This window comes from Desulfovibrio sp., from assembly GCF_018379785.1.
Classification (GTDB): Bacteria; Desulfobacterota; Desulfovibrionia; order Desulfovibrionales; family Desulfovibrionaceae; genus Desulfovibrio.
In genome coordinates this window covers 1-12795 of record NZ_JAGZUV010000079.1, presented here as the reverse complement: position 1 = coordinate 12795, position 12795 = coordinate 1, and the positions used below count along the sequence as shown (strand labels likewise).

Genomic DNA, 12795 nt, shown 5'->3' with positions numbered 1-12795 from the left:
CTCTCTTGATATGTTGAACAAATCTCTTGCACTATTTCAAAGATTCCGAGTTAATGGTAGTATTGAAGAACTTTTATCATTGTTAAGGTGAATGTCTCGGCCTGGTCCTACGCTTTTTCGGCATCCACCGGCACAAACGAAAAGCCTTGCACGTCGAACAGGCCGCGCGCGGTGAGCTTGAGTTCCGGAATGACCGGCAGGGCCATGAAGCTCAGGGCCATGACCGGGTCCAGGTCCGGGTTGAGCGCGAAGTGCCGTCGCGCGGTCGCCAACAGCGCGGCCTTGCGCGCGGCCACTTCCCGGCCCGGCTCCGGGCTGATCAGTCCGGCCACGGGCAGGGGCAGGGCGGCCAGGGTCCGCCCGCGTTGCAGGCAGCAGATGCCGCCGCCCATGGCGCGCAGGCTTTCCACGGCGGCCAGCATGTCCCGGTCATTGCCGCCCGCCACCACGATATTGTGGGAATCATGGGCAATGCTGGTGGCAATGGCCCCATCAAACACCGCGTCCGGCCGCAGATAGCCGTGCAGGATGCCCACGCCGACCTTGCCTGTGGCCTTGTGGCGCTCCACCACGGCGATTTTCGCCAGACCGGGATTTTGTTGCGGATCAAAACAGCCCCTGTCCAGCGCCACGGGCAGGATCAGAGCGCGCGTGATCAGCGATTGCGGGGTCAGGCCCATGACCCGCGCCCGGCCCGAGGGCACGGGCAGGCGCAGGGCCTCCTGTGTCAGCGGCGCGATATGGATCGTGTCCAGCACGTCCGAAGACGGCGGCGCGGCGGGAAGTTCCACGCAGAGACGTCCTTCCTGGGCCACTTGGCGTCCGGCCCTGAACACTTCGCGGACCCGGAATCCACGCAGATCGTCCACCAGACAGAAGTCCGCCGCCCAGCCCGGCGCAATGCCGCCCCGGCCCCGCATGCCGTAAAACACACAGCCGTTCAGCGCGGCCATGCCCACGGCCAGCAGCGGGTCCAGGCCCTCGGCCACGGCCAGGCGCAGGATTTCGTCCATATGCCCGCGTTCCAGCAGGTCCGCCGGGCTGCTGTCGTCCGTGCAGAAGCAGCAGCGGTGGGCGTTGTTGACATGCACCGCGCGCAGCAGGGCGGGCAGATTGCGCGCCGCCGAGCCGTGCCGCACAAAAACGTACATGCCGCGCGCCAGGCGCTGGACGACCTCCTCCGGGCTTTCGCATTCGTGGTCGCTGGCCACGCCCGTGCCGCAGTAGGCGTCCAGCCGCGCCTGGAGCAGGCCGGGGGCATGGCCGTCCAGGCGCTTGCCCGAGGCGCGGGCCAGGACGATTTTGTCCAGCACGGCGGGATCTCCGGCCAGCAGGCCGGGATAGTTCATCATTTCCCCCAGGGCGCAGACCCGTTCGTGCCCCATGAGCGGAGCCAGATCCGCGGCGGCCAGGACCGCGCCGGAATCCTCAAAGGGCGTGCAGGGCACGCAGGAGGGCAGCGCCAGACGCAAATCCAGGGGCAGGTCCCGCGAGCTTTCCAACAGATAACGCAGGCCGGCCAGACCCAGAACATTGGCGATTTCATGTGGATCGGCCACCACTGCGGCCGTGCCGTGCGGCACGACCAGACGGGCGAATTCCGCCGGGGTCAGCATGGTGGATTCCAGGTGCAGATGGGCGTCCATCAGGCCGGGCAGCATGAAACGCCCGCGCGCGTCCATGCGGCGGCGGGCCGGAAGCCCGCTTGGGCCGAAGCCCAGAAAAACCCCGTCGCCCGCGGTTACGGAAATGTCGCGCAGCAGGGTGCGGCTGAACACATCCACCACATTCACGTGTTCCACGCAGAGATCGGCCGGTTCCAGGCCTCGGGCCATGCGGATGCGCCGGGCCAGGGATTCGCTTGTGCGGGGGGACGGAGACATGGGCGCTTCCTCAATCACGGCTTTTGTCCGTGGTCAGCAGCAGGACGGCGGCCAGCACCAGGCCGCTGCCGAGCCAGCCGCCGAGGCTGAAATTTTCCTGCCAGAACAGCCAGACCCAGAGGGTGCTCAGCACCGGCTCCAAATGGCAGGTGACCGCCGCGCGCACCAGGCTGATGCGTTTGAGGCCCTGGCCGTAGCAGGTATAGGCGAAAAAGGTGCTGGTCACGCCCAGCACGGCGAGCCAGAACCAGACGCGCGGCTCATGGTTGAGACTCACGGGCACGCAGAACCAGAGCGCGAGCACGCCCCCGGCAAGCATGAAGCCGTAAATGGTGGCGGTGGCGTAACGGTTCTGCCACCAGCGGTAAAAGGGATAGTGCGAGGCGTAACAGAGCCCGGTCAGCAGCCCGCAGCCGATGCCCAAAAGCGAGGTCCGCCCCGGCAGGCTGCCGCCGGAAAAGCAGACCAGGGTGGTGCCGGTCAGGGCCACGCCGATGGCCCCGATCTTGCGCGGCGAGATCCTTTCCCTGAAGAGCAGGCGGGAAAACACGGCCACCCAGACCGGCGCGGTATACAGCAGCACCACGGCCATGGCCGCGCCGCTGAGCTGGATGGCGTACTGGGTGGCCCCGAAAAAGACGCCCACGCCCCAGACCCCGAAGAGCAGAAAAATACCCGCGTCGCGGGGCCGGATGAACAGGCCCTTGTGCAGCGCGGCGTGGACCAGGAACAACGCGCCGCCAAAGGCCGCGCGCCAGAAGGCGGTTTCCAGCGGGCTGACCCCGGCGCTCATGCAGATTTTGGAAATCACCCCGATCAGCGACCAGAAAAAAGCCGCCAGCAGAATCCAGACATAGCCGCTCAGACGGTCGTTGCGCTGCATGGGAAGACTCCGTGAGGCTTGGGGGGATTCGTTCATTCCGCCAGGCCCAGAACCGCCAGCATCAGATCCGCCACCTGGGTCTGGCGCGCGGGCAGGGGCAGACCATTCCAGGCCCGCCCCGCCAGCCAGAGCGGCACCCGGCGGACCGGCTCCGTATTGTCGTAATGGCCGCAATCCGCATCCATGCCGTGGTCGCTGGTGATCAGCACGGCATAGCCCGCGTCCAGCCAGCGCGGCAGATAACGGGCCAGCAGGCCGTCGGCCGCGCGCGCGGCTTCGCGGTAGGCGGGCGCGTCCGCTCCGGCCGCGTGCCCGGCGAAATCAATGCCCATGGAATGCGCCAGCAGCAGATCGGGTCCGTAGCGCAGCCGCAGGGCCTCGGCGTCGCGGAACAGTTCGTCGTCGGGATAGGCGTCCTGGCTGTAAAACAGGCCGTGTCCGATGGGCAGGGCGGGGTCGTCGGTCAGGCGGTCCCGTTCCGGTTCAAAGGGCGCGCGGTTGCAGAGTTCGCTCATCCAGGAATAGGCGGCCGCCGCCGTGCTCAGGCCCGCGTCCCGCGCGCGCTGAAAAATGGTCGGCGCCGGGCAGAGGCGGGCGTCGTCGTTGCGCAGAATGCCGCTCCGCGCCGGGCTCAGGCCGCTGAGCAGGGTGGCGTAGAGCGGGCGGGACAGCGGGGGCAGCTCGGCTTCAAGCTCGGTAAAGCGGGCCTGCCCCGCTTCGGTGAGGGCACGCAGACAGCTCATGCAGCGCCGGGCCGTGGCCGCGCCCAGGCCGTCCAGCAGCACAAAGACCAGACGGGACATTACCAGTCCCCCCGGCCCGCCGGGCGTTGGGGAAAATCCAGGGCCCCGGCTTCCGCATGGAGTTGGGCGGCGGTGACGCCCCGGACCTTGAAGTTTTCCTTCAGCCAGCGCAGATAGTCGTAAATTTTTTGCAGCAGCGTGTCGGCCGCGGCCTGATCCGGCACGTTGGGCGAGGCGCCGGGCAGCATTTCCGAGGAATGCCAGAACAGGCTGAGCACCCTGCCGCCGCGTCGCGCGTGCACGCGGCTGGCCAGACGCATGACGCGCGGACTGTGCCAGACCGGATTGGGGCTCAGAGCGCCCCAGAAATGAAAGGAGTCCAGCAGACCGGTCTTGCGGCGGGCCAGGCCGTACCAGAGCCGCGCCAGGGGGGGCGAGAGCGGAATCTGGGTGATGGGCGCTTCCAGCAGACGGCGGCCCAGCAGATCCTCGGCCCAGTAGGGATCGGCCGGGGCCAGAAAATGGTCCGGCCCGTCTCTGAAAGCGCGCAACGGGCAGACGGAGCTGTCCACGCTGATGCCCGCCTCGGCCAGCAGCGGCCGCACCACGGCTTTCAGATCCCAGCGGCCCATGCGGAAACTGGTCAGGGGCGCGGACTGGAAGGCCTGCCCGGCGTCCAGCAGGGTGCGCAGCCGCCGGCGCAGCAGATCGCGCGGCAGGCGGTCGGTGCGCGTGGGCGGACCGTCGGCCTTATGGGCGGCAGTCCCGGTTCCGGCCCGGTTTTCAACCAGGGGCGGGGTGCTCCAGTGATGCAGATGCGCGCCGATTTCCGCGCCGCAGTGGTCGCGCATCCAGGCCAGCACGGGCCGGGCTTCGGCGCTGGCAAAGACCGTGTGGGCGCAGAACAGGGTCAGCGGAAAGCCCAGTTCCCGGCTCAGCGGGGCCAGGCGGGGCAGCAGGGCTACATTGCGCACGCCGCAATCCGAGGCGGCGTAGCGGCCGGAGAACAGCCCTTCCTCTTCCACATCCAGACTGACGACGACGCGCAGGACGGGCGCGTCCGCGCGCGCTTCGGAGGCGATAGTGCTCATCGGCGCATAGTAAGCCGGGATGCCCGACAAGGCAATGCCGGGCGGGGCTTGCAAAAGCGCGCGGAATGCATAGTATGCTGGCAACCGCCAGCCGTAACCTGTTACGGCGCGCGTTTTCCACAGGAGCCCTATGACGCGACCGTTGAACGTGCTTTTTCTTATGGAAGATCTCTGTTTCGGCGGCACCCAGCGCCAGACTCTGGAGCTGGCCCGCCGCCTGGACCGGAAGCGTTTTTCCCCGGCCATGCTCACCCTGACCGGCGCGACGGATCTGGACAGCGCGGCCCGTGACGCGGGCATCGGCCTGACGCATCTGGGCGCGTCCCGCAGCGCGGCCCCCTTCTGTTTTCTGCGCCTGGCCCCAGCCCTGCGGCGGGCCGCCCCGGACATTCTGGTGCCCTGCACGGCCCTGCCCAACATCTGGGGCCGGATCTGGGGGCGCGCGCTGGACGTGCCCGTGGTCGTGGGCACCTGCCGGGGCGGCGGCGGCCCCAAACGCCAGCACGAGCGCTGGTTCTGGCGTCTGACCCGGCATATGGTCTGCAATTCCGAAGCCCTGTTCCGGACGCTCCAGGGTCTGGGCGTGCCCGCCGGACATCTGAGCTACATTCCCAACGGGGTGGACGTGGACTTTTTCCGGCCCGGCGAAAATCCCCCTTCGGCGCGGGAGCCGGTGATCCTGTGCGTGGCGCGCCTGGCGCGCGACAAGGATCATTTGACCCTGCTGCGGGCCTTTGAACTGATTCTGCAAAGCCGTCCGGAGGCCCGTCTGCGCATTGTGGGCGACGGCCCGGAAGAGGCGGCCCTGAAGCAATGGGCGCGTGAGCACCCGGCGGGCGCGCGGGTGGACTTTTTCCCCGGCGGCATGGACATGCGCGAACACTACGCGGCGGCCCGGCTGTTTGCCTTGGCCTCCGTGCGCGAGGGCCAGCCCAATGTCATTCTGGAGGCCATGAGCTGCGGCCTGCCGGTCTGCGCCACGGCGGTGGGCGGCATCCCCCGTCTGGTGGAGGAAAACGGCAACGGCTTCTTGTCCGCGGCGGGCGATGCCCGGGCCCTGGCCCGCAACTGCCTACGTCTGCTGGACGATCCGCAGTCCGGCGACGCTCTGGGCCGGGCCGGACGCCTGCGCGTGGAACGCGATTTCTCCTTTACGGCCATGGTGGACGCGCATCAGGAGCTTTTCGAGCGCCTCTGGTTGGAGCGCAGCCGGAAAACGCCGTCAGATGGTCAGGGTGGGGCACAGGGTGAAGCATAGACACGCCATGAACAACTTTTTTTCTTTTTCCAGGTCATGGGCAACAGGCGTTCTGATCGTGCTGCTGGCCATGTCCCCGACAGGGGCCGCCCCGGCCCTGGCCGACGAATCCCCGTCCGGCGCCGCGGCTCCGGCCGCCGGGGAAAAGGCCGTCCCCGCGTCGTCGTCCCCGTCGCTTCCGGCGGCATCGGCGGACGCGCCCACGCCCGCAGAAGTGACGGAACTCTGGACCGGTTCGCTGTATACCTCCACCTTCCGGGTGGGCCTGTGTTTTTCGGCCCAGGGCAAGGTGCGGGGCGTGCTGCATCTGCGTCTTGCCAACGGCCAGGTGGATGTCTACCACTTTGAGGGCAGCGTGAAAGACAACGCCATTGAAGCCTCCCATTCCTCGGGCCACAGGTTCAAGGGTCGTCTGAGCGCGCCGGACAAGGTGGAAGGCACAATCAGCCTTAAAAACGGCATGAAGATCAAGCTCGAAGGCAAGCGCGTCCAGGACGTGCCGCTGGCGTCCGGGGACTGCGCGCCTCTGCCGGACTAGGTTATTTCAGGAGTAATTCCATGCTGATGTTCTGGTTCTGCGTGGCCCTGGCTCAGTGCGGCCTGCTCTGGCTTCTGGCCCGCTGCGGGCGTTCCCTGGTCCGGAAGGCCGGAGAGGAGCGCGAGGCGAACCGTTTCACGCCTCCGGGCGGCTGGCCCAAGGCGGCGATGATCATCCCGGTGGCGGGCGCGCATCCGCGCATGGCCGACGCCTTGCGCAGCTTGCTGCGTCAGGATTATCCGGATCTGCTGCCGGTGCTGGTGACGGCCACGGCCGAGGAACCGGCGGCCGGGCTGATCCGGACGTTGCGGGAGGATTTCCCGGCCTTGAGGCATGTGGTGGCCGGCCCGGCCACCGGTTGCGGCCAGAAAAACCATAACAGTTTGCAGGGTGTGGCCGCCGTGGGCGACGCGGCGGACGTCTATGTGTTCTGCGACAGCACCCATCTGGCCGAAGAGGATTTCGCGCGCTGCCTTGTGGGACCCGTGGCTAGGGGAGAGGCGGCGTTCAGCACCGGCTACCATACGGTGGAACCGCGCGACCAGCGCCCGGTGACCCTGGCCTATGCGCTCAGCGTGCTGCTGATGCGTTTTTTGCAGGCCCTTTCGGCCTTCACCCAGCCCTGGGGCGGGGCCATGGCCATGAGCCGGGACGCTTTTGAACGCTACGGCGTGGCCGAACTCTGGGCCCATAATGTGGTGGACGATTGTTCCCTGGGCGCGCTGCTGCAGGGCCGGGGCGTGCATGTGCGTCTGTGCGCCGGGGCCTTGCTGCGCACCGAGGCCGCGGACCACGCCCTGCCGGTCTGGCGGGCCTGGATGGAACGCCAGGTGCTGTTTCTCAAGTTCTGCATACCGGGCCAATGGCTGCTGCTCGGAATGCTGGCCGTCCTGATGGCCGTGCCGCCGCTGGGCGCGGCTCTGGCCCTGCTCGGCGGCCTGCTGGGCCTGGGCAACGGGGCGGCCGTGCTGCTGGCCCTGCTCTGGCTGGCCGCGCTGGCGGCGGCGCTGGGACCCTGGCGGGCCTTTTTGCCCCGGCCCGTGCCCTTGGGGCGCTGGCTCTGGGCTTTCGTCTGCGCGGTGGGCATGTTTGTTCTGGTTTATCTGCGCACCATTTCCGCCAAAGAGATTGTCTGGCGGGATACGGCCTATACTGTGGGGCAGGGCGGCACTGTGCTCGGCGTGCGGCGGCGTTGACCGCGCGGGACAACGGGACAGGATCATTTCGTATGTAGAGCAGGTTACCTTTCAAAGGTGATTGTTTTAACGGGCTTGTCGTAAGGATGAGATATCTTGGGCCCTGCGGGCACGGAGACTTTACGCCTCCCGGCGTTTGGGCCGCCTGCGCGGCGCGCGGCAGGGGGCCTGCTAGGGGGCTGCGCCCCCTCCGAGGCCCCCTTGCAACCCCCCGGAACACCCCTGCAAGGCTTTCCAATGCTCCCGGCTTTCGAGGGCAGCGCGTCTTTTGCTGCGGGAGCTTCCTTCGCTACGCTCAGGCGATCTCCCTCCGCGCCGCGCAATTGCCATTGACGGCTGGGCTCCGCGTTGAAACTTCGTCTTTTACCGGAAATTGGCGCATTGACGCGCGGCGATTTCGGGTCGCAGCGAGCCTTGCGAGCAAGACCCGTGGGACGCCGCGCCGATGGGTTATACTGTTCAGGCAAAGCCCGACTTACAGAGCACCAGAACCGCTCGGCATGAACGGCTGTGCCATTGAAAAAGATTGAAACGCGGCGCTCAGGAGCGCAGCCCGCACGCGGGCAAGCTCCGCTTTACGCCGCGCCATTACGTTACGGTTCACAGCGGGGGCAGGGGGTTGTAGGGGGCCTGGGGGCTGCCGCCCCCGGCCCCCTGCCCCGCGCCGGGAGGCGTAAAGGCTCCGTGCCCGCAGGGTGGAATAAAACAACAGGCGGAGGACGGATTGGTCCGGGCCCCGGGCTGCCGTTTTGACACTTGTCCCGGCCCGGCGTAATGATGGATACGTTGTACTGACGTTTGTCGGCCGGTTTTGGGTATTGCGGCCGCGCGGCGTGGTTTTTTTATCGTCTTCTATGGATATGTGGTAGTTACGCTATGATCGCCATGTCCGATCTTTTTCGCGTCAGCCTCAGGCAGGTTGTGCGCCAACGCGGCTTCGGGGTGATTTTGTCCATTGCTCTGGGCATCACCGCCTTTATTGCCCTTTCCGTGCTGGGCCGCGAAATCCGGTATAAAGTGGGGCAGGATATGGTGCTCATGGGCGGGGTCAACGTCATCCAGGTCTATATGGATGACAAGGAGTACCCCGGTCAGCCCATGCGCGAATTCTTTCCCGCCACCGTGGACGCCCTGCGCGCCCTGCCGGGCGTGGGCATGGTCAGCCGCAATGTGCGGGACGGCAAGGGCTTCCTCCTGCGCGGCGAGGGCGAACGTTCGTTGAGCGTCTATTTCATCGGCATCGACCAGTATTTCGCCGAGGTTTATTCTCTGTCCCTCACGGCCGGGCGGCTGTTCAGCGATGCGGATATGGAGCGCCACAGTCGGGTCTGCATGCTGGGCCGCGAAGCCGCCCGCAATCTCTACGGCGACCCGGACAAGGCCGTGGGCAAACTGTTGTTTCTGGGAAAGGACGTTTTTGAGGTGGTGGGCGTGGTCAGCGGCGTGATGCTGGGCAGTTGGAGCCAGGGCGGTTTTCTGCCCTACACCACCATGATCGACCGCAACTGGGGCGACGGCAAGGTGACGCGCCTGTTTGTGCGCGCCGTCGGCTGGGAAGACGTGCCGCCCCTGATCCGCCTGATCCCGGAAGTGGTGCGCGAGCATCAGGCCGCGCCCTATCTGGTCATCCGCACCCAGGAAGAGCAGCTTGAACGCATCAAGACCACCTTCATGTGGGTGGAGGCCCTGCTCTGGCTGGGCATCGCCGCGTCGCTGATGCTGGGCGGCTTCGGCATCTGGTACGGCACCTTTGCCGCGGTGCGCGCGCGCACCCGCGAAGTGGGCCTCAAAAAAGCCATGGGCGGTTCCGATACGGACATCCTGGTCCAATTCCTGGCCGAGGCCCTGTGCAAATCCGTGGCCGGCGGCATTCTGGGCATTGTGGTGGGCGTCACTCTGGTTGAAATAGGTTCGTGGTCGTTGGGCACGGGCATTTCCTACCCCCTGCTGATCGCCAGCAGTCTGGGCAGCATCGTGTTCTCCGCGCTTATCGGCGTGGCCGGCGGCTTGTATCCGGCCCTGCAGGCCAGCCGAATGGACGTAGTTACCGCACTGCGTTTTGAATAAAAGGTGAAACATGGCTCCGGTTATCGTCGCCAAGGATTTATATAAGTGTTACGCCGGGTTCTCACCGGTCCTGCGCGGCGTGAACATTGAAGTGCAGGCCGGTGAACTGGTGGCCATCATGGGCCCCTCGGGCTGCGGCAAGTCCACCATGCTGCACATTCTGGGCATGCTGCACGCGCCCGACGCCGGTTCGCTGAACATTCTGGGCACGGATGTGCTCACCTTCACCCGCGAGCAGACCGCCGCCTTCCGGCGCGGGAACATGGGCTTTGTGATGCAGTCCAGCAACCTTTTCGAGCACTCCACGGTGTTTGAGAATGTTGAATTCCCCCTGATTTATGAAGGCATACCGCCGCAGGAACGTTGGGAGCGGGTGATCCGCGCCCTGGAATTGGTGCGCCTTTCGGCCAGGGTGCATTACCGCAGCAACCGTTTGTCCGGCGGCGAGCAGCAGCGCGTGGCCATTGCCCGCGCCATGGTCAACAATCCGCGCATTCTGCTGGCCGACGAACCCACGGGCGCGCTGGACGCCCGCACCAGCCGCCTGATCATGGAGAATTTCCGCACGCTCTGCCACACCGGCGGGGTGTCCATGGTCATGGTCACCCATGACCCCAAGATGGCCGAATACTGCGACAGTATCTATACGCTTGAGGACGGCATCCTGCACTGCCGCCGCCATGAGCTGCCGCCGCTTCCGGAGCATGACGCGCAAAGCCTGTTGTCGCCCCCGCCGCCGGTGGTGCGCGGCGCGCTGGTGGCCGAGCGTTTTCCCGAGGCCTCGGGTCAGAATCTGATGGAAGAGGCCCACCGTCTGCACGCCGCGGGCCTGCTTTCACGCATCTACGCCATCCGGGGCAGCGGCCTGCTGGGCAATCCTGAGGGCTACGCCCTGCCTCTGGCCGTACGCCGCATCGGCGCGTGGCATTTTTTCTCCGTCTGCGCGGCCCTGTTCCGGCAGTTGCGGGGCTCGTCCCATTCCTTATGGGATCTCTGGCGCGATCTGCCCATCCGTTCCCGCTGGGGCCGGGGCCTGCTGAGCCATCTCTGGGCCTTCGGCTGCGGGGCCCTGCTGGCCCGCTGGGGCCTGGAGGAAAAAATCGAGTTTCTGTACGCCACAGGCGCGCACAGCGAGGCCACGGCCAGTTGGGTGGCCGCGCGTTTGCTGGGCGTGCCTTTCGCCTTTTCCGTGCGCGCCCAGGATCTGGCGCGGCCCGGCAAGGACTGGGCCGTCAAGGCGGCGCAGGCGGTCTTTGTGCGTTGCGACACCCAGGCCACCCTGCGGACCCTGCGCGAGATGCTGCCGGAACTGCCCGCCGACAAGCTGATTCTGCTGCGCGATCCCCTGACCCTGACCCCGCCCGAGGACGACGCGGACATTCCCCTGCCTTCCGGCGTCCAGGAAGCCCGGCCCCTGCAAATTCTGGCCGTGGGCACCATCAGCAAGCGCAAGGGCTATGACCTCTTGCTGCGGGCCTGTGCCCGGTTGCGCGCCCAAGGGCTGGATTTCCGGCTCAAGGTCGTGGGCCAGGGACCGGAGCGCCTGCGGCTGCGCTGGCTTGCCTGGCGTCTGGGCCTGCGTGGGCTGGTGGAGTTTACGGGCCAGATGCCGCATGAAAACATGGCCGATTTCTATAAAAAGGCCGACATTTTCGTCTCGCCGGGGCGCAAAACCAGCCAGGGCGATGTGGACGGCCTGCCCTCGGCCCTGGCGGAAGCCATGGCCTTTGGTCTGGCTGTGGTGGTCAGCGATCTGCCGGGTCTGACCGAAGCCGTAAAAGACGGAAAAAGCGGTCTGGTGGTGCCCCGGAATGATGCGGCGGCCTTGGCCCGGGCTTTGGAACGCCTGGCCGGAGACCCCGAGGAGCGCCGGCGTCTGGGCGGCGCGGCCCGGACGCGCATCCATGCCCTGCTGGATGGGCAGGAAGATGAAAGCCCTCTGGGCGTGCTCTTCAGCCGGGCCATCCGCAGGGCCTGAACCGGCTTTGTCCGCATACCGGCAATCCACGAAAACAGGAAAGAGCTATGGAGTTTACCGGAGTACGCGTGCTGGTGCTGGGCGATGTGATGCTCGACCACTACATTTCCGGCCGGGTGCGGCGCATTTCGCCGGAAGCGCCGGTGCCCGTGGCCTGCGTGCAGAAACGCTGGACCGTGCCGGGCGGCGCGGCCAACGCGGCCCGCAATCTCGCCCGTCTGGGCGTCGGGGTTGAGCTGGTCGGCCTGGCGGGCCGCGACGAGGCCGGGGAGGCCCTGCGCCGCGAGCTGGCCGCCGAAGGCATCGGCGACGGCCTTGTGTATTCCGCCGCGCGCGGCACCACGCGCAAAACCCGGATCATTGCCCAGGGGCAGCAGTTGCTGCGCCTGGATGAAGAGGAGATCGTCCCGCCGCACCCGGAAGAAAGCGCGCTGTTGCGCGAAAAAATTCTGGAACGCCTGCCGGGCTGCGGCGCGCTGGTGCTCTCCGATTACGGCAAGGGCGTGCTGCTGGACGGCCCGGACGGCCACAGCCTGTGCGCGCCGGTCATCGCGGCGGCCCGCGAGCGGGGCATTCCCGTGCTGGTGGACCCCAAGGGCGGGCGGTGGCGGCGCTATGCCGGGGCGCAGTGCGTGACGCCCAACAGCGCGGAGTTCGCTCTGGCCTGCGGCCTGGAAGCGGGCGATACCCCGGATCAGCGGGAGCGGGAAAGCCTGGCCGCCGCGTTGCGCGAACGCCACGGCCTGGAGCGCCTGTTGCTCACGCGCGGCCCCAAGGGCATGGCCCTGTTCAGCCCGGACAGACCGCCACGGTACATCCGTGCCGCCGTGCGCGAGGTAGCCGATGTGTCCGGCGCGGGCGACACGGTCATAGCGACCCTGGCGGCCTGCGTGGCCAAGGGCCTGGACTGGGAGGAAAGCGCGCGCGTGGCCAATACGGCGGCCGGTGTGGCCGTGGGCAAGCCGGGCACCGCGCCGGTGGCCCTGAGCGAACTCAACCAGGCCCTGCGCGAGAACGCCGACAATCCCAAACTGTACAGCCTGCCCGGTCTGCTGGAAAAACTGGAGGAGTGGCGGCGCGGAAACGCGGACATCGTGTTCACCAACGGCTGCTTCGACCTGCTCCATCCCGGCCACATTTCCCTGATCCGCCAGTGCG

At 66.9% G+C, this 12795-nt stretch carries 10 protein-coding genes; 6 read left to right on the top strand and 4 right to left on the bottom strand.

Translation table 11 applies throughout. From position 1 onward, the window contains the following. Positions 1–107: 107 nt before the first annotated feature. Genes ade through KH208_RS13535 form a run of 4 tightly spaced genes read right to left on the bottom strand, consistent with a single transcriptional unit; the run spans position 108 to position 4600 of the window. Positions 108–1883: an adenine deaminase gene (ade, locus tag KH208_RS13550; protein ID WP_291437167.1), complete on the bottom strand. Its 1776-nt coding sequence runs from the start codon at positions 1881–1883 to the stop codon at positions 108–110. A 10-nt stretch (positions 1884–1893) separates the two neighbouring features. Further along, the gene (locus KH208_RS13545; protein WP_291437166.1) at positions 1894–2766 is read right to left on the bottom strand and encodes an EamA family transporter; all 873 of its coding nucleotides are present in this window, start codon (positions 2764–2766) and stop codon (positions 1894–1896) included. A 32-nt stretch (positions 2767–2798) separates the two neighbouring features. Further along, entirely contained in the window at positions 2799–3569 is a 771-nt protein-coding gene (locus tag KH208_RS13540) for an alkaline phosphatase family protein (protein WP_291437165.1), read from the bottom strand. Continuing rightward, positions 3569–4600, bottom strand: coding sequence for a hypothetical protein (locus KH208_RS13535; RefSeq protein ID WP_291437164.1), 1032 nt, complete (start codon positions 4598–4600; stop codon positions 3569–3571). Before KH208_RS13535 ends, KH208_RS13540 begins: the two co-directional genes overlap by 1 nt. Positions 4601–4730: 130 nt before the next feature. Between KH208_RS13535 and KH208_RS13530 the strand changes: the two genes are divergently transcribed. From KH208_RS13530 to KH208_RS13505, 6 genes are all read left to right on the top strand, one after another. Beyond that, entirely contained in the window at positions 4731–5858 is a 1128-nt protein-coding gene (locus tag KH208_RS13530; protein ID WP_291437163.1) for a glycosyltransferase, read from the top strand. 7 nt (positions 5859–5865) lie between these two features. Continuing rightward, positions 5866–6396, top strand: coding sequence for a hypothetical protein (locus KH208_RS13525; protein ID WP_083521950.1), 531 nt, complete (start codon positions 5866–5868; stop codon positions 6394–6396). A 20-nt stretch (positions 6397–6416) separates the two neighbouring features. After that, complete coding sequence (locus tag KH208_RS13520) at positions 6417–7592, top strand: glycosyltransferase family 2 protein (RefSeq protein WP_291437162.1); 1176 nt, start codon at positions 6417–6419, stop codon at positions 7590–7592. Between the two features lie 885 nt (positions 7593–8477). Continuing rightward, entirely contained in the window at positions 8478–9659 is a 1182-nt protein-coding gene (locus KH208_RS13515) for an ABC transporter permease (protein ID WP_291437160.1), read from the top strand. Positions 9660–9669: 10 nt separating this feature from the next. After that, on the top strand, positions 9670–11637 hold the full coding sequence (locus tag KH208_RS13510) for a glycosyltransferase (protein WP_291437158.1): 1968 nt from the start codon (positions 9670–9672) through the stop codon (positions 11635–11637). Between the two features lie 47 nt (positions 11638–11684). Continuing rightward, positions 11685–12795: PfkB family carbohydrate kinase (locus KH208_RS13505; protein ID WP_291437156.1), on the top strand; the 1111-nt coding region annotated here is incomplete at its 3' end.